The following is a 17,981-nucleotide window of genomic DNA, read 5'->3' as shown; positions in this document are numbered from 1 at the left end:
GCGAGGCAGTCTCCGCCGCAGGCGGACCCGCCTTCGGCGGGGGCGCTTTTTCTGGGCCGATGGGGGCGGGGGTGAGGGTGAAGAGGGTGCCAAGGGTGAAGCGGTCGCGCAGCGGCAACCGTGCGGGCCGCATCGGGACTGGCTGCGAGGCCGTGAGCCATGTCGGGCCATTTAGTCCACTGCTGTACGCGCGTCAAGGGCGAAAGCCGTGGGGCGGGGGTGGGCGTACCTCGGGGCGTGCCGCCCCTCACCGTGGCAACCCCTCCGGCACCTTCAGCGGTTCCACGCCGTCGGCCAGCGTCCAGATCGGGTCATCGGGGGTGTGGATTTGGTTTTCGCCCGTCGCGAGAATCACGCGCTTCACGCCCGCGGCCTTCAAGTGCGTGATGACTTGCGCGATCTGCCAGGTGCTGCTGGGAATGTTCTTATCTACGAACGCGAAGTCGAACTGCGCGTAATCCGGCGCCGCGGCCGCGCAGGCATCCATCGACGGATAAATCGCCAACCGCCCGATCCCCAACCGCTGCCGCTCCGCCTCCCACGCGAACTGGATGCCGGTGTCGTCGTCGATCACCAACACGTGCGCGCCTCCGCCGTTGGCGGATCCGCCTTCGGCGGAAGTGGCCGAGCCGTTGTGCGGCGGCAGGGCGGGCACCGCCGCGGTCGGTGCTGGCACACCCGCCGCATGGCCTGCTGCCAGCAGGCCATGCTGAACGTCGATAGACGAACCGGCGTTAGATTGCGGAGTTGGCGCGGGCGCGGGGTCTGGGGCCGCCAGCGGAACGGCCACGGCGATCGGCACCAACCCCGCCAAGCCCTTCGGGATCAAGCGGACACCGAGCGCGGCGCACCGGGCCTGGAGCGCGGGTTCTTCGTAATGACTGGTGACCAGGATGGCGCGTGCAGCGACGCCGAGCGCGTGAATCAAATCCAAGCCGTTGTTCGGTTCGCCGATCAGTTCGTAGTCACAGAGCAGCAGCATGTGATCCAACGGCTGCGCTCGGCACCATCGCTGTGCTTCCGTACCGGAGGAGCAGTGCTGCACTTGGATCGCGTGTTGCGCCAGTGCCAACGCCGCGAAGCGTTCGTCCCAGAGGTGGTGAATCGACGCGTCGTCATCGACGACCACGATCCGACTCCGCGGCGGGATCACGACCCGGGCGACGAACCACGCCGGCGCGTCGGCCGGCGGCAATGTCACGGTGACCGTGGTCCCGTGGCCCACCGTCGAGGCCAACGCCAGCGTCCCGCCCCAGCGCTCGACGGTCGTCCGTGCATGAAACAGTCCCAGCCCCGACCCCCCGGCCTTGCCGAACGTGGCCCCGCGCTGCATCAGCCGCGGCAACACGTCCGGCGGAATCCCGTGGCCCGTGTCCGCCACGACGATCTGCGAGGCGTCATCGGCCTGCCCCAATGTGACCGTCACCGTGCCCGTGCCATCCATTGCCTCGACCGCGTTGTTGATCAGGTTCGAGAGCAGCCGCTTGCACTCGACCGGTTGCACGCGCGCGAAGAGCCCATACGCGGAGGCATCCAGCGTGCACTGGATCTCGATCCCTAACCGCGATCGAGATTGAATCCGCTTCTCCGAGATCAACGGCTCGATCAAGCTGGAGAGGAGTTGGACCGACACCCCGTCCGTCTCCGACGAAATGCCCCCCGTCGCGGCCGGCACCTTTTTCCCCGCCAAGTCATTCGCGATGTCTTCAATCCGCTGCACCGCATTCCGAATCATCACCCGCTTCTCTTCCCCCACCTCCGCCAAATACCCCGCCACCACCCGCAACGCCGTCAACGGCGAGCGAATATCGTGGGCCACTTGGTGACAGACATTTCGATAGGCCGTTTCTTTTTCGGATTCGACGAGACAGGATTGCGTCTTGCGTAACTTGGCCAGCACTGTATTGACAATATCGTAAATGTCCTGAATTTCCTTCGGACCAAAAGACGGCACCGGGACAGGATCGGCAGTGGTAGTGTGATGTGCCCAATGGATCAATGTCCATAATGGTCTGATCGTGGAATTCAGTGCCGCGTATAATACAAGAGTTGTGATCGTAATCAGGACGGAGACAAACACGGCAAACAACAGAAATACTGATGGTAAGGTCGTTTGATCGATCCACGACTCGAGAACTATTCTTGCGACAAACATCGCTATGATACCAATCCCCACCATGCAACAGACACACGTATAAATAATGCGCCGATGGATGGGAGAGGATCCGTTGCGCACATTTAACTGCGGATCGACAGGGATCCTCATATCCGATCCATTTCATTTTCCATAGAGGGATAATACCATTCACTTGAGAACACGCGTGCCCAAAGACAATCTCCTACATCGAAGTGCCACCACTCTTTCGGGTTACTCGTAAAACCGAGATGCACCATGGCGTGGAAAAGCAATCGACGGTGTTCACGAGCGGTGATCCAACGTGTCCCGGGAATGCCAAGGGATGGGTCATACTCTCCTTCAAAATAGGCCATTGCGGACACTAGCGAAGGCTCGTCAAAATTGGTGCCCATATCGAGCGGTGTATCTTGGAAAGTCAGTGTGAGATCAATGGCTCCGCCACTGTTGTGGGGCAAGACAGGATATCGACTCATTTCCGGATGCGCTACGTATCGCACTGTTTCCTCATCGAGTTGTGTGGCGTTCCATGTGGGGTGAGTGTCTCGTATTTTCTCGCGGAGATGATGGAAAAGTGCGACTTGGGTAGCATGGGTGCGAAATGCATCGAACACAAGTACCCCAAATCCAGCCGGCAAGTATTGCTGCAACTTCGACAGACGCTGTGCCACGCTTTGGCGGGCAAAGACGGTGGAAGAGGTTTCAACGAGTCCCATGTGGTAATAGGTTCGTGCCAGGCATAAGGTCGATGTTTCTGCAAGCCGCGTGGGTGCCGCGTGCATCTTCAAATCTTGCACACAGCAGGGTGTGAGTGAAGGATACGTCGGAACGATCGGTACTGTGCGCCAATGTTGTAGAATCGGCATCATGACAACTCTCTCAGGTGCACATGGCTGCGGCGAGGCGATAAATGAGCACACCAATAAAATTGGCGATGGCATAGCCGCCCACACCGGCGATGACGGCAATCGGCACACCCTCGTGCCACTCTCTGGCTTGTGCAACAGCAACGGCTGTCGAGGGACCCCCAATCAAGGATTGAGAGGCGACAGCGAGATAATGCCGTGGGATGCGCAAAAATTTTCCACAGATCACCATGATCAATCCATGAACCCCGACGACGATGGGCGGCATGGCCAATACGGCCGCAGGCAATCGAGCAATGGCTGCAAAATCGCTGTGGGCACCAATGGCAAAGAAAAACGGGAGAAACAAGAGGACGCCAAGCAAGTAAGCGGATTGTGACAGCCGACGAACCCAACCCATCTGCCCAGCAAGTATGGACAAGAGACTCACGTACAGTAAGGTATGCAACAGCCCAATCCGTGTAGAAAGGAACTGTGCAATCCACACGACCCCAATCGCGCAGAAGATGAGAGAAAGAATCTCAATAATCGTGAACATTGGTGGTGGCGGTTTTTCGATTACGCCAACAAATTCCGATTGCACACGATATGGCCCGATGAAGAAGATCATCAGCAGCATCCACAAGCTAGTCAGGACATTATCAACGGCAAAAGTCCCGACAAATAGGGGGAGGGGAATATTGAAGATTTTTTGCATAGCCACAGCATTTTCCCCACCTCCGATATAGCTTGCCCCGAGCTGTGCTGCCAACTTGGCCGCATCAAGGCCCAGATCGCGGAATATCAGAGCCGCGACCAGTGCTCCACTCATGGAGGCAACAATACCGATCGCATAGATTGCCAAGAATTTCCTTGGTAGCTTGGTGAGTAGACGAATATCCAACGACATAATGAGCAATGCAATCGCAAGGGGGACCAACGTGCCGCTAAAGAAATCGTACAATGCGTGCTGGTGAGGAACGAATCCCAAGGCTGCGAGCAATACACCACAAAGGATGATCAGACAGATGCCGTTGATATGCAGAAACCAAGCGATTTTTCGCTCAAGCGACAAGCAGAGGACACTGACGATCAGAATAACGAGAAGTAATAATTCAGGTTCCATGGCATCGGCCTTTCGCCCACGGAGGCACGAGAATCGTTTGCGTCCTGAGATCTATCGCCGTTTTCCTTCCACGTCCCCCGAGGTCCTTTTCTCATCACTCTGCATTGCTATAAGCACACCCCGTGCCAACAAAAGCGTGGTCGTATCTGCTTGATTTTCCGTGCAGCGACAGCGCGTGCGCGCACTGCAAGTGTTCCACAATCCGGATTGTGGAATGTGAATCGGCGGACAGGGACGCAGCATGCGTAGTCCTTTAATACTGCAAACACGCCGTCGGATGATGGGCCCAGGTGGCGAGGCAGTCGGCGAAGTGGGGGCCGATGGGGGCGGGGGTGAGGGTGAAGAGGGTGCAGGGTTCGCCCCCGCCAGAGGCGGGTCCGCCTTCGGCGGAAGCGTCGGGGGGGCAGTTGTAGTGATATTGACTGTAGATCGCGTCGATGGTGTCGAGGGCGACGCCGCCGGGGTAGATCTGGCCGGGGAGCGCGGGGCCGGCGAGGCCGAGCGGGATGTGGCGCAGGCCATCTTGTGGGTCGAGTGGATAGTCGTCCGCGGTGTAGGCAATCCGCCACTCGCCGTGGTGGCAGAGCACCGCACGGTCGTCGTGGCCGTCGCCGTCATAGTCGGCGGGGATCGCGTGGCAGTCCGCGTTGCCGAGGCCTTGGGTCGGTTGCAGCGGTTGCCAGGCGAAGGCGGTCCAGTCCCAGAGGCTCCACGGGGCCTTCGGGGCGCGACAGCCGAGGACCGATTGCGCGGTGGGGGAGGCGTCGTACTGGGCCGGGATCAGTTGATGCGCGCCGAGCGGGACCAGGCCTTCGATCGGCGTGAGGTCGGCGGGGGTGACCGCGGCGACGCCGTCGTATTGAAACGGCGGGCCGACATAATAGAGGGTCTGACTGTCGGCGAAGCCGTCCGGGACGAGGTAGGCCACGTCGAGCGGCGGCTCCGGCACGCCGAAGGTGTTCACGTGGGGGAGCGGGACATAGGCCCAGCCGGGGGCCTGTTGCAATTGGGCGGGGCTCAACACCGTGAGCGCTTGATCGAACGCGCCATAGCTGTCGAGCGTGCCTTGGCCATAGTCGAGCAACCACTGGCCATCGGGCGTGACGAGGCCGAAGTCGACCGCGCGGCCGGCGTGATATGCGCCGTTCGCATCCGGGCCGTGGATCACGTAATCGGCGGCGTACGGTCCGTTGAAGTCGCCGACGAACGGGCGGCTCTGGGCCTGCCATTGCGGGTCGGCACTGTAGTCGCGGGTCGCGTCCCAAACGCCGAAGGTCCCGGTCTCCAGCAGCGCGTCCGTTGTGCGTTTGATTTGGAGCACGCCGGTGTCGGTGTTGTAGAGGGCGAGGTCGGCGCGGCCGTCGGCGTCGTAATCGGCCACGACCGGGAAGAGCCGGCTGGGGCCGCTCGCCGCCGTGCTGACGCTCGGCGGCGTCAGCGTCAGATCCCAGGCGCCGAAGCCGTCATCGCTGTTCGGGGATGGCGTGCCACTCAAGTCGATCCACCATTGGTGCTGCCGCGTCCACGCGATCAGGTCGGCGCGGCCGTCGCCGTCCAGGTCCATCCGCTTCGCGAGCGGTTGATAGCTGTTGGGGCAGTCGGTGGTCGGGTCGAAGCCGCTCGGGTCGGCGAGGTAATTGTCGACGCAGACGTGCGCCGCACCGAGACTCCCGGGGTTGGTGAACGGCTTGATCGTCGGCGTGACCACGCCGTCTTTTAATAGCTGCATCGCCTTGCCGACGTCCGGTTGCACGCCGATGGGGCAGCCGTCGTCACTCTGCGGCGTGCCCGCTTGGGTCAGCAGGTCCCGCATCTGCCACGAGTCGAGATAGGCGTATTCCCACGATTCGATTTGATCCTGATAGAGCTGCTGCGTGTATTCTTGCAACAACGCCGCGACGCCGCCGATGATCGCCGTCGCCGCCGAGGTCCCGCCGAAGTGATTGGTGTACCACTTGTTCGGATCGGTCAGGTTCTCGCCGGTGAGTTCCAGCGTCGCGGGGTCATCGTCGTACCAGAAATGGTTGCCCTGGTAGCCGGTCTGCACGCCGGCGCTGGGGATCATCGTGTAGGCAGCGGGGCAGTAGAAGTCCTTCGTGACCTTAATTTCTCCCTGGCCCTGGCAGAAGCTCGGGACGATGGGGCAGACCTGCGCGAGTAGCCCAGCATTCTCCGGTTGCGTCCACTCCCAGGGAATGCAGAAGCCATAGCCGTCGACGCGGGCCAGTTCACTGAAGCCATAGTCGCCGTACCCGGTCGTTACGACGCCCGCGCCCCACGCGAAGACGTTGACACGTTTACCACAGTTGCTGAAGGCAGCCTTTTTGAGGCTGGGTCCTTCAGATGCGCCGACGAGGATAGTGCCGAGGTCATCAATGAGATATGGATCGATGTTGAGACTGGCGTTGCCAGCCGTCGATACCACAACGGTCCCCAATTCGATGAGATCCTTCACTGACCCGACGGCAGTCGAAATAAACTCCAGCGGACCCATGCCAGCTGCCTCGTCCACTAGCACTTGTCCCCCTACACTAAAACCCAAACTATACTGCTGGAGAAAGTAGTGAAGACCAGCAAATGGATCTTCTGTGGATTCCCCCTCATCAGATAACGTTCGAATATTGGCAGTCGTAGCTATACCAGCTGCTCCCAGGCTATTATCTTTTGCCGCGATAATACCCAGTACGGCCGTGCCATGATTACCGGAGACGCCTGTATTCGAACTGAGTGGAGTGTTTTGAATGTCTACGGGGAGATCCTCATGATCATAATTCCAAAGGTCTTCGTAATCGATGATCGTCTGGTTTTTCCCTGTTACACCTTGTTGCCAAGCCGCGACGATATTGAGTCCTCCTGGGTTATTTGAGATGTAACTTTGTCCACTAGTGAGATCAGGAGTACTGACCCCGGCTGGGCGGCGCTTCGGCACAGGTTCCGCCCGTTCCACCTGTGCCTGTCCCTCCAACCATGTCAGCAATTGCTTCGCCCGACCGGGATCTGCAACCCACACCACGAAGGTCCGCCGCCAATCGTGCAGCGTCAGGCCTTCGCGCTGGGCGCGGGCCTCAATGCGCGCCCACATCGTGTCATCGAAGTCGAGCGCGGGGGCGATGGCGACGTCCGGAAATTGGGAACGAAACGACGCGAAGCCTGCTAACGCGGCGCCTTGCGCGGTGCGCCATTCGCCGGCGTGCAGCCGCACATCGGTCCCGTCGGCAAACTGCACGACCACCACGCCGCTGTACTGGTCCGGCGAGAGCCATTGTTCCCGCAACGCGGCGGCGGTGAGCGGCGTATCATTAGATACAGGGGGGGTGACGGAAGGCGTGAGATTGGTCGAGGCAATCGGAGTCAGCCGTGGAACGTTGGTGTCGCCTTGTTCGTTGGCGAGGTCGAGTCCGCTAGGGCCCCCACCGCAGGCGGCAGCCCAGAGCCACAACAGCACGGCACCGCAAATCCGTGCTGGGTGCTGGTTGCGGGGTGTGCTTCCACCCTCGGACCCGCGTGTTGCTGTGGTGTTCTCGGCCATCGGCCTCTCCCGCACATCGTGTCTGTGGACTACACCTCGACGCGCCGCAGCGCAAGACGAAATTGCGCTGCGTCAAGGACAAAAATATTTTTGTGCTGTGCAGCACCGCACTCATTGTTATCGGACGTGTCGTAGAAAAATTGTGGGGAAAATGTGCGCGTTTTCGGTCGGGATAAACGCACTGCCAAAATGAGAATGTGGCGGATAACGGGTGGGTTATGACCCGAAGTGGCGGTGTGAGGTTGCCGCCCGCCAAGGGCTATCCGGCGGATATCGCAGCGGTTCGACGCGGTGGGTCAGCGTGGCATAGGCCTTGCTCACTCAGGAGGGCGCAAGCCATCCGTTCGGGGGAGCGGAGAGATGAGAAATAGTTTTAGAGCTGTTGGCAATAATGATTACGGAGTGCGGGTCCTGCCTGGGGGGGCTACCGCCTCGGCCGCGCGGGCGGGTCTCCCCTGCGACCTGAGAGTGGGGGATGGCGCGCGAATTTCTTGCTTGTCGGATCAGTCCGAGTGGTTTCAAGAGCCCTTTGCTTCCGCGCCCCAGCCCGCGCGGCCGAGGCGATACCCCCCCAGTCACCCGCAGTCGTTCAGAAATATTTGCCAACAGGTCCTGTTGAGTGTGGTGGGAGTAGTGGGGTTGTTGGTGGCGATGCCGAGTGCCTTTGGGGGGCCCGTGACGTTGGAGGGGAGTGGGGGGTGTCCGGGGGTGGTGACGGCGGTGTATCCGAAGGGGTTGGCGGGGGTGAAGGCCAAGCTCACGGCGGCGCAGACGCAGGCGCTGTATCTGAAAGAAACGTATCGCGCGATCTGTTTTGCGCTGAAGTCTCCGGTGGTGTTGGACGACACGTTGGTGATCGACAACGCGAGTGGGGTGCCGCTGATTGTGTATGGGCTGACGGTAAAAGGCGGGACGTTGTTGGGGAACAAGCCGTTGGTGGAGTTGAAGGGGAGTCAGCCGGTCGTGTTGCAGCAGGCAGCGCTCGACGGGGCACAACGTGGCGTTGTGATGTCGAGCTCCGGCCACGCAGTGGTCGAGAGTACGCTGACGGGGACGGCCGGGCCGGAGACGGTCGGCATTGATGCGGAACCAGTGAGCAACACGACGGTGCAGCAGGTGACCATCCGCAATTTTGATCACGGGCTGCGCGTGGGACAGAATGGTAGCTTGCTCGATCAGGTGCAAGTCCTGTGGGATTACATCGCCGGCACGCCGACCCCGCACGGGACGATCGGCATCAGTGTCAGCGGCGCGCAGACCCACATGAGTGCGGTGACTGTGAACGGGTACGCGACCGGGGCGCAGTTGCAAGGCGAGGGGCACGAGGTGACCGGTTCGCAGTTCGACGGTGCTCCGGCGGTGTCTGCGGCCGTAACGGGCGCGGAGGCCGTATTGCAAGCGAACGCGGCGGCGCAATTCATCGGACAAGTGGGGGTGGTGCTGCAAGGGAATGGGCATCGGATGGGTGGGGGTGCGGAACAGGGGAATACGTTGCGGCACTTTCAACAAGGCGTGTTGCTGGATGGTAGTGTGCTGACTGTGACCCACAACACATTGCAGCAACTCGATACCGGTTTGCTTGGAACGCCGCAGACCGCAAATGTCGTGGTGGAGCCGAATACGTTTGCGGAGGTGAAGGTGCCCGTCCAAATGGAGGCCACGGATCCGATTGGGGAAGTGGCCGAATCAACTGCCGGGGAGGCCGTGGTCAGTGTAGGTGAGGCACCAGTGGCGGCGACGGTGTTTGCGGCTCCAGCGGACCATGATACGGCTGCGGAATTCACTGTCGGGAAAAGTTGTACGCATATGGGTGAGAAGGGATTGCCGGAGAAATATCAGAAGTGTAACGCAGGCAATGTGGTTGACGGGATTAATGTCGTGGTCCCATCGGCGTGGTGTCTCTCCAAGCCGGGGACAATCGAATTAGTGGAACTCGTTGACGCGGCTTCGCCCAAATTAAGCGGATCATGCACATATGAATCCGCTGGGACAGAAAGATGGAAATTGGAGGCAATAGCAGCCGTGGGAGAGTATTTGCCGCAGACAACGTGTCTCGCCATTTGTCGCGACCGCTTACAAGACTCTTCGTCTGCTATTGAGTCTGAGCGGCAGTTTGCTCTGATTCTTAGCTCTGCATTTGCAAATAAGACACTGACCAATTTTCAACTCAGTACCCTTCCGTCAATTTTCTTAGACATTATTGAGACCCCCCTCAGCCCCACGACTGTCATCCTCGCGCCGATCGGCGGGGCGATGGCCGGGAGTAATGGGGCAGAGAGTGGCGTGGTGGGTGGCGATGCCGACGCCGGGCCGGTCGAGATGTTGGGTCCGGAATCTGGATTCGAGGTCGAGATCCCGACGACACCGGACACTGCAACCACCCCGCTCAGCGCCGGTAACGACGGCGGCAGCGCCGTCATCGGCGTCTTCGCCGGCGGCCCGGAGGCCCTCAGCGGTGATGGCACGTCGCTGAACGAGCTTCAAGGCCCCTCCGCCGCCGACGGCAACAGCCTAACGAACAACGCCCCCACCGACCCCTCCGCCGAAGGCAGACCCGCCTTTGGCGGGGGCAGTCCGTCAACGCCATCCCTTCCGCCCACCATCGAATCCCCCACCCCCGGCACTGTCGATCCCACCACCCGCAGCGGCGCGATCCTCGCCGGCAACCAAGTCGACGGCAGCGGCGGCGCGGCGACCTCGCCCCTCTCCGCCGCCGGCTGTAGTTTGCTGATCCATTAACGCTCTTGCAGCCGCCCAAGCCCATTTTGAGGTGGAACTGGCCCAGTGGAATGCCACAGCGACGGTGGATTGGCGGCGGGCGCAGCGCCTCTACTACTTGGGTGAAATTCATCGGGCGCTGGGCCGGACCGCACCCGCGCGGGCGTGTCTGGAAACGGCGTTGGGGGTCGCCAAGGAACTGCAAGACGTGCGCTTCCTCGCCACGATCTACAATGGGCTCGGTAATCTCTGGATGGGTACGGTGGATTATGCGGCGGCGCGGGACGCGTACGAGCGCGGCGTCCCGTATTGTTATCGGTTGGATGACGTGCCCCGCCTTGTGGGGATGTCCGTGAATCTGGCGCGCGTTTACTTGTTGGAGGGCGCCGCGGCGGCAGCGGCCAGTCTGTTGCGGAGCTTGCAAATTCAGGTGGAACGCGCCTCTGGGGCGGAGGGAATCCAGGCCCAACGCTATGCGGTGTATCAGTTGCTCGGCGAGTGCCAGCGACGCCAGGGCGAATGGGACGCGGCGGCGAGCACCCTCGAACAGGTCTGGGCCTGGGTCACCGCAGAACCCGCCGGCGCCCCCTATCGGTTCAGCATCGCCGCCACCCGTGCCGAAGTCGCGCTGGACCAGGGGCACTACCCGGTTGCCCGCCACTGGTTGGACCGCGCGCGCCCCTACGGCCGGAGCCCCGAAGAACAACAACTCGTTGCGGCACTCGAAGCCCAACTGCTCTCATCCGCGCCCCCCACTCCCGCGTCACCCCGGTAACACCTCCGGCACTTTCATCGGTTCCACACCATCGGCCAGCGTCCAGATCGGATCGTCGGGCGTGTGGATTCGATTTTCGCCGGTCGCGAGGATCACCCGCTTGACGCCAGCGGCCTTCAAGTGCGTGATGACTTGCGCGATCGGCCAGGTGTCGCTGGGGATGTTTTTATCCACGAACGCGAAATCGAATTGCGCATAGTCCGGCGCGGCGGCCGCACAGGCGTCCATCGACGGATAGATCGCCAACCGTCCGATCCCCAGCCGCCGCTGCTCCGCCGCCCACGCGAACTGGATGCCGGTGTCATCGTCGATGACGAGGACGTGCGCGCCTCCGCCGTTGGCAGAACCGCCTTCGGCGGAGGATGCGGCACCGTTGCTCGGTGGCGGGGCGGCCGCGGCGGCCACTGCTGCCGCCGCCGGAGGCGCGGCCACCGCGATCGGCACCAGCCCGGCCAAGCCCTTGGGGATCAAGCGGACGCCGAGTGCGGCGCACCGCGCTTGGATCGCCGGTTCTTCATAATGACTTGTCACTAAGATCGCCCGGTGTGCGACGCCGAGGGTCTGGATCAGGTCCAGGCCGTTGCTCGGTTCGCCGAGCAGTTCGTAGTCGCAGAGCAGCAGCAGCGTTTCTGCGGCCTGCACCTGACGCCACGCCTGCGCCTCCGTACCGGAAGAGAAGTGCTGTACTTGGATGGAGTGCTCGTCCAACGCCAGCGGCGCGAGGCGTTCGTCCCAGAGGTGATGAATCGACGCGTCGTCATCCACGACGACAATGTGGCTGTGCGGCCGCACCTCAACGCGGGGAACAAACCACGCCGGTGCATCAGCGGGCGGCAGTGTCACGGTGACCGTCGTGCCGTGGCCCACGGTGGAAGCCAGCGCCAGCGTCCCGCCCCAGTGCTCGACGGTCGTTCGCGCATGAAACAGTCCCAGCCCCGAGCCGCCGGCCTTGCCGAACGTGGCCCCGCGCTGCATCAGGCGCGGCAGGATCTCCGGCGGAATCCCTTGGCCCGTGTCCGCGACGACGATCTGCGGGACACCATCCACGTGCTCGAGCGTGACCGTCACGGTGCCCGCACCATTCAGCGCCTCGACGGAGTTGTTGATCAGGTTCGACAGCAGCCGCTTGAATTCGACCGGCTGCAGCTGCGCGAACAATCCATACGCCGTGGTGTCCAACGTGCATTGAATCTCGACTCCCAACCGCGCGCGCAATTGAATCCGCTTCTCCGAGATCAACGGTTCGACCAAGCTGGAGAGCAACTGCACGGAGCACCGTTCCGTCTCCGCCGCGTCCTGTCCCCCCGTTGCCACCGCCGTCTGTTTCCCCGCCAAGTCGTTCGCAATATCGTCAATCCGCTGCACCGCATTCCGAATCATCACCCGTTTCTCTTCCCCCACCTCCGCCAAATGCCCCGCCACCACCCGCAACGCCGTCAACGGCGACCGGATATCGTGCGCGACTTGGGCGGCTATTCGCGCCACCGTCTCAAGCTCAACTTGCCGTTGTTGCCTCTCTCTTAGTGCGAAGAGACGGTCGGATACCCCAGTCAGGCTGTCCCAAATCGTCTGGAATTCCGCGATTCGCTGATGCTCTGCGCTGTCTGTGTGCTCTGCGTGTCCTAATTTGCGCAGTCTGTCTTGCACGTTCGAAATAAAACGCACGAGCAGTTTGGAGAGCGCCAGCCACATCACAAGAAGACCAGCCAAAAGCAAAGCAGACATTGCGCCGATAACGGTGCCGTGGCGTTCAAAGACTGTTCGTAACGCTTGATAGGAATAAGTTACGCTAATTCGCCCCAATTTGGTCACAGCTCCCGTAACCGTTCGCTCTGCAATCGCCCGCTCCACGATGAATGTAACATCATCGTGGAGATGCGAGTCTGCCCCACTGTAGATAATGTCTCCATACACATTAGCGATTTCTATAGTCTCTATCTCTGGTAACTCTTCCATAGTTTGTCCGATGCGCTGGATTTCATGATAATCGGAGATGATCAAAGAGTTCTTCACCAGCTCGGCAAGAATGTTCGTTGTCGAATCTGCTTCGTTATGAAATTGCGCCTCAACTTTGTTATTCAGCACATAGAAACTTCCAAGGACAACGAGGCATGAAAGAGTGTACCCACAAAAGAATAACCTAAATATGTGCTTGAGGCTGAGAGTTTTCATGTTACTGAGAACTTTGTCTGATGTTGCTCATCACGATGTGATGCGGTCCCAATATTGGTACTTTGTGTCCCACATAACCTTTTCTTACAAAGAGATAGGGCACGACTCCATGGTAGATGGGGACCACTGCATATTGCTGTAACAACAGATCATCGACACGTGCATAGTGGTTTCCCCGCACCACCCGGTCGCTCGTCTCGAATGCCAATTCCAATTGTCGCCCGATTTCTTCTCTCTGAAGTCCGGGGTGATACTGATCCATCATCAAATAATTTAGCATGGAATATGCGTCGGAATACCGTGCGTTATTTCCGATGTACAACATTGCATAAGCACCCGTGATAAATCGCTGGTACCACGCATGACGCTCCAGCTTTTGCAGGATAATGTGGACCCTGTCTGCATGTTGCTCCCTGATGGGGCGAAACAGTTTTTCTAAGGCCGCACTGACATCTTTTTCATAAATCAACTCGACCACGCACGGCTTTTCAGGAAGACAACCGGCCTGCGCCAATTCGTGCTGCCAGTCTACTACCTCGGCACTCGCTGCAGCCTCCCGATATCCCACGAGACCTCTGGGAATGAATCGAGTGGCCGCAAAATGTGTGGGTAATTGAAGTTCGAGCAGAAAGGCGCGTCGATCCAAATTTGATGCTATGAAACGCCGCAATGCGAGATTGGCAACGCTTGGATTGTTGAGGTTGAATTCAAGATACCAGGTGCCGGCCGAATACGCTGGAATCCTCTCAAAATGGCCATGTGACTGTAGTGGTACATCGCGGATGAAAATTGGCCATATATCCGCGTAAAGGCCTCCGAAAAACCCCGCTTTTGCCAGCAACGGATTGCGAACTATGTTGTAAACGATGCGATCGAAGTAAACGCGATCCGCAGCCCGGTGGTACGGATTCCGCTCTAGCTGCACCGATTGTGTTTTCTCGTAGTGTACTAGCTGATAGGGCCCTGAGGAGACGAACGGCGCTACTTTTTTCTCATGCAATATCTTAAAACTCTGTTGTGGAAGCACAACGAACGGCGGCGTTGCGATAATTTCCAAAAATGGGGAAAATGGTCGCTCCAGCGTAAACTTGACTAGCTGGGGACCTATTTTTTCGATACCGGTCACAGTATCATTTTTTCCTTCGTGATACTCTGTGGCCCCGCTGATAACCGATAACTCCCTCCAGACCAACGAGCTGTCGCCAAGTAGATAATGAAATGAATGCACGACATCATCTGCTGTGATCCGGACTCCATTACTGAACAGGGCCTTTGGATTGAGATGAAATTGATATTCCCTCAAATCCGTAGAGATCTCCCATCGCTCAGCGATCGCCGGACTGATATTATTGTGCTCCAATTCGACGAGACCTTCGGCAGCTTGGAGCATTATTTGTAGCGCATTCACATCTTCGATTCTAGCTGGATCAAGATCGATCGGATCGGACAGAAGAATGCGGTGATATTCCCGCACTGAAGCACCAGCGGCAGGCTGCGCAAGCACAATGCCAAGTGCCAATAGGAAGCCGTGGCTAATAAAAGTGCAACCACGCTGCCATGGCGCCGTTTTTGCGGGCACTCGATTCATGCATCCTTTGTGCATATGATCACTTGCCATGGGGAGGAGTCAGATAGTGGTGATTCATCGTAATCCCCAAAGATGGCATCCACCAGGAATCCCGCATTTTGTGCATCAATGATCATTTCTGTATGGGCGATAATGGCGGTCGGTATAGTGTGCACTTCTGACTCCTGCTGCCTGGATAAGTCCAAATGGTATGTTCTCAGGGACATGGCACGATCTTCTTCCCACCGGATATGGAAGTCGAGTTTTCCACTATCGGTATCGATCTCCATGTGCCGTTCCAGAACTCCAGGTGGATATTGGTTCACGACAACGACCATCATTAGTCCACCGGTCGCAAGACTGCTGCAGCAGCGCTGCCACATCGCCCTACGATGCTTGCGTTCCAGGATCATGGGCCATGTATTGGATAGGCACGTGATCAATCCAACCTGTCGTGGCAGTTCGACTGAAGTAAAATCAGCGCACTGCAGAGATAAGAGATCAGCATGACGTGCGAGGAATCTTCTCCGTGCCACGTCCAGCATGTCCTCCCAATAATCAATGCCGATTGCCGCTCGCCGCGCCTCGAGAGCCGGTTCCAGCTCTCGACCAGTTCCACAACCGAGTGCGAGATGTGCGCCTCGAACTCGTGTCAAGCAGTGCCGCACAAGACGCAAATCCGCTGTGGGTTGGTAAATATGTGCATATGCCGTTGCGAGCAGGCGCCCTCGGCGCATTGGAACATCCATGGCATGACCCCTTTCGAAGAGTTCGTCAGTCATGTCGTTTCATTGGTCAGCTCTGAATTGACAATACCGGCTTCTTTGGAAAGCTGGTCATATCGCTCATCTGCTAATTTCTTGTGTCCCCGTTTGCCTTGATTTGGCGCTTCTAAGGGACGGCGCCGCGCATCGGCACACGTGCCAACATAGAAGTGGTTTTCCAGGATAATGCGAACGGATCTAATGAATTGCATAGTGACTCCTCGGTTCTTGACCCGGTTTCATTACAGGCCAACAAGGCCCCAATTGTTCCAGGTCGTTGGTTGTGAGAATGGACGTGTCCTCCGGGATGTTCCACTCATGCCATTCCCGTTCAGTCAGTCCATAGATATTAATTGTGACAGCGTCCGGAGCAACCTCGTAGAGGATGCCGCGTTTTGTCTCAGATCTACACAGCCAGTATGCGAACCGCCGTTGAGCACTGAGATTGTTACTTCGATATGCCGCCAAGATCGTAGCAATGCGTTGTTCCTCACGAAAGATCTGTCGAAGTCCCGCGAACGTCCCCTGTTGTGCGGCGCGCTCTAGGGCAATCGTAGGAGCAGTCGTCGGATTGGAGTATTGTGAGAGTGCGTGGATCGCTTCACGCAGTTGCCCATGACACTGGCGCAGGACGTGCCCCAACGATTCTGGATGCGTCGCCAGGTGAGTACCCCACGACATAACGTCATACATTTCATCCTTAGTAATGGATTCATGCTCTACCCAGCGAAAGGCGCTAAACAGGTTCGGGTGGCACTCGATCCAACCCTTCGCCCGCTGTGATGCGATGGGCAGACTTGATCGGCGTAGATCGCGTTCATCGATTTGATCCGCGAGTTTTGCCGTGCGGTAGATCTCTGTCCCAGGTAAAGACATGAGCATGTGCATATTTGCACGCCCTACGCCCAATGATCGCGCATCGATGCAAAGTTGCGCGGTGGCGGAAATATCTTCCCAAGTCTCCTGGGGAAGACCAAACAGGGTGGAACAGACACAGTCGATTCCTTGCTGCACGCATGTGTCTAACGTTGGAAGTATACGCTCCACCTTGAGGCGTTTGCCGATCGCGCGCTGAACGGTGGATGAGGCCGATTCGACGCCGAAAAATATCCCAGCACACCCGGCCGAGGACATCTGCGCGACCTCATTGGCATCCAAGCTGTCGATACGTGAGGAGCATAACCAACGGAGATCTTTTCCCGTGACCTCAGCACAAAATTCGCCAACGTATCGTTTGTTGGCAGTAAAAATGTCATGCACCAGATCAAACTTCCGGCAGCCTGTCTCTGCCAACAATACTTGCATTTCACGCACAAGCCGCGTGGGAGATTTGACGCGGAAACGGCGTTTCCACATCACGGATGTTGAGCAAAACGTGCATGAAAATGGACACCCAGATCCGGCGAGCAGCGGAAAGGCAAAATGATCTCGGAGCAGGGGCGTATGGTAGCCTTCCCAATTGAGCAGTCTGAGATCGAGTGGAGGCAATAGGTCGAGCGTAGGCATCAGTGCCCGAGGAGTCAGCGAGCATCCTTTGGAAAGCACTCCAGGAATGTTAGGCCAATCACGAACGTCGGTGGCCAGCATTTCACGGAGCGTAAACTCCCCTTCGCCAACGACAACATAATCAACACACGAATAGGTGCGGAGAACCGCGTCTCCGACTAGGGAAACGTGAGGGCCACCAAAAACGACGACAACGTCAGGTCGTGTTTCTTTCAAATCAGTGGCTAACTCTAAGGCGGTCGGGAAATTGTTGCCCATACAAGTGAATCCGACAATGGGAGAATCGACGTCCAATACACGGGCTTTCAGCGTGTCGTAGTTCGCCCCCCATTTTCTCCAGATGAAATTCAGATCAAGTAGTGCTGGTGTGAATTCAAGTGACTTCACAAAACTGGCAAGTTGCCACAAATTATACGGGAGTGGATGATTGCCCGTATCCTGCCCGATCGGGGGGTTGATGAGCGTAATGTCCGGCATCGTCACACCTCGTTATGCTTTTCCGCTACTGCGAGACTGAACGCCTACATTTTTTCTGCACTCATCCGTCTATGACTCATGCTTCGCATCAGTGAGAGATGCACATCGCGTGCCAGCGATAGGCCGTTGTAAGTTGCTGATTTATTGTGGGCGGCGGATAGCAAGGTGCACCACATGTGTCCCACATTCCGGATTGTTGCATTCGTATCGGCGGACAGGGAGGCGGCATGAGCGATCCTCAATAATTCAAACACGCAGTGGGGTGGTGGGCCCAGGTGGCGAGGCAGTCTCCGCCGCAGGCGGACCCGCCTTCGGCGGGGGCGCTTTTTCTGGGCCGATGGGGGCGGGGGTGAGGGTGAAGAGGGTGC

General features: G+C 58.6%; 11 protein-coding genes. 2 read left to right on the top strand and 9 right to left on the bottom strand.

From position 1 onward, the window contains the following. Positions 1 to 247: 247 nt before the first annotated feature. The 4 genes from HY696_00055 to HY696_00040 all read right to left on the bottom strand — a co-directional run bounded on the left by HY696_00055 (position 248) and on the right by HY696_00040 (position 7,634). Positions 248 to 1,954 (bottom strand): hypothetical protein, encoded by a 1,707-nt coding sequence (locus HY696_00055; protein ID MBI4236795.1) that lies wholly within the window; start codon positions 1,952 to 1,954, stop codon positions 248 to 250. A gap of 308 nt (positions 1,955 to 2,262) precedes the next feature. Beyond that, positions 2,263 to 3,003 carry a D-alanyl-D-alanine carboxypeptidase family protein gene (locus HY696_00050; protein ID MBI4236794.1) on the bottom strand — a complete coding sequence of 247 codons (741 nt, stop codon included), beginning with the start codon at positions 3,001 to 3,003 and terminating at the stop codon, positions 2,263 to 2,265. Positions 3,004 to 3,013: 10 nt separating this feature from the next. Then, a complete protein-coding gene (locus HY696_00045) occupies positions 3,014 to 4,105 on the bottom strand; it encodes a DUF819 family protein (protein MBI4236793.1) in 1,092 nt (363 codons plus the stop codon). A 253-nt stretch (positions 4,106 to 4,358) separates the two neighbouring features. Then, the gene (locus HY696_00040) at positions 4,359 to 7,634 is read right to left on the bottom strand and encodes a VCBS repeat-containing protein (GenBank protein MBI4236792.1); all 3,276 of its coding nucleotides are present in this window, start codon (positions 7,632 to 7,634) and stop codon (positions 4,359 to 4,361) included. Positions 7,635 to 8,255: 621 nt separating this feature from the next. On the opposite strand from HY696_00040, the gene HY696_00035 reads away from it, so the two are divergent. Continuing rightward, on the top strand, positions 8,256 to 10,373 hold the full coding sequence (locus tag HY696_00035; GenBank protein MBI4236791.1) for a hypothetical protein: 2,118 nt from the start codon (positions 8,256 to 8,258) through the stop codon (positions 10,371 to 10,373). A 31-nt stretch (positions 10,374 to 10,404) separates the two neighbouring features. Beyond that, positions 10,405 to 11,127 carry a tetratricopeptide repeat protein gene (locus tag HY696_00030; protein MBI4236790.1) on the top strand — a complete coding sequence of 241 codons (723 nt, stop codon included), beginning with the start codon at positions 10,405 to 10,407 and terminating at the stop codon, positions 11,125 to 11,127. On the opposite strand, the gene HY696_00025 is transcribed toward HY696_00030, so the two are convergent. The 5 genes from HY696_00025 to HY696_00005 all read right to left on the bottom strand — a co-directional run bounded on the left by HY696_00025 (position 11,116) and on the right by HY696_00005 (position 17,613). Further along, positions 11,116 to 12,612 carry a HAMP domain-containing histidine kinase gene (locus HY696_00025; GenBank protein MBI4236789.1) on the bottom strand — a complete coding sequence of 499 codons (1,497 nt, stop codon included), beginning with the start codon at positions 12,610 to 12,612 and terminating at the stop codon, positions 11,116 to 11,118. The two genes, HY696_00030 and HY696_00025, sit on opposite strands and share 12 nt — an antisense overlap. Positions 12,613 to 13,300: 688 nt before the next feature. Continuing rightward, a complete protein-coding gene (locus HY696_00020) occupies positions 13,301 to 14,887 on the bottom strand; it encodes a hypothetical protein (protein MBI4236788.1) in 1,587 nt (528 codons plus the stop codon). Continuing rightward, the gene (locus HY696_00015; protein ID MBI4236787.1) at positions 14,884 to 15,648 is read right to left on the bottom strand and encodes a class I SAM-dependent methyltransferase; all 765 of its coding nucleotides are present in this window, start codon (positions 15,646 to 15,648) and stop codon (positions 14,884 to 14,886) included. Before HY696_00015 ends, HY696_00020 begins: the two co-directional genes overlap by 4 nt. Next, a complete protein-coding gene (locus HY696_00010; GenBank protein MBI4236786.1) occupies positions 15,645 to 15,842 on the bottom strand; it encodes a hypothetical protein in 198 nt (65 codons plus the stop codon). The genes HY696_00015 and HY696_00010 overlap by 4 nt, the downstream gene beginning before the upstream one ends. Further along, a complete protein-coding gene (locus tag HY696_00005) occupies positions 15,829 to 17,613 on the bottom strand; it encodes a B12-binding domain-containing radical SAM protein (GenBank protein ID MBI4236785.1) in 1,785 nt (594 codons plus the stop codon). Before HY696_00005 ends, HY696_00010 begins: the two co-directional genes overlap by 14 nt. Positions 17,614 to 17,981: the final 368 nt, after the last annotated feature.

Source organism: Deltaproteobacteria bacterium, from assembly GCA_016210045.1.
Taxonomy (GTDB): domain Bacteria; phylum UBA10199; class UBA10199.
This window is presented reverse-complemented; position numbering and strand designations above follow the sequence as displayed.

Excerpts from the sequence above, each read along its gene's own strand:
- HY696_00005 (MBI4236785.1), bottom strand. The coding sequence starts at position 17,613 with ATGCCGGACATTACGCTCATCAACCCCCCGATCGGGCAGGATACGGGC.
- HY696_00015 (MBI4236787.1), bottom strand. The coding sequence starts at position 15,648 with ATGACTGACGAACTCTTCGAAAGGGGTCATGCCATGGATGTTCCAATG.
- HY696_00050 (MBI4236794.1), bottom strand. The coding sequence starts at position 3,003 with ATGATGCCGATTCTACAACATTGGCGCACAGTACCGATCGTTCCGACG.
- HY696_00040 (MBI4236792.1), bottom strand. The coding sequence starts at position 7,634 with ATGGCCGAGAACACCACAGCAACACGCGGGTCCGAGGGTGGAAGCACA.
- HY696_00020 (MBI4236788.1), bottom strand. The coding sequence starts at position 14,887 with ATGAATCGAGTGCCCGCAAAAACGGCGCCATGGCAGCGTGGTTGCACT.
- HY696_00045 (MBI4236793.1), bottom strand. The coding sequence starts at position 4,105 with ATGGAACCTGAATTATTACTTCTCGTTATTCTGATCGTCAGTGTCCTC.
- HY696_00010 (MBI4236786.1), bottom strand. The coding sequence starts at position 15,842 with ATGCAATTCATTAGATCCGTTCGCATTATCCTGGAAAACCACTTCTAT.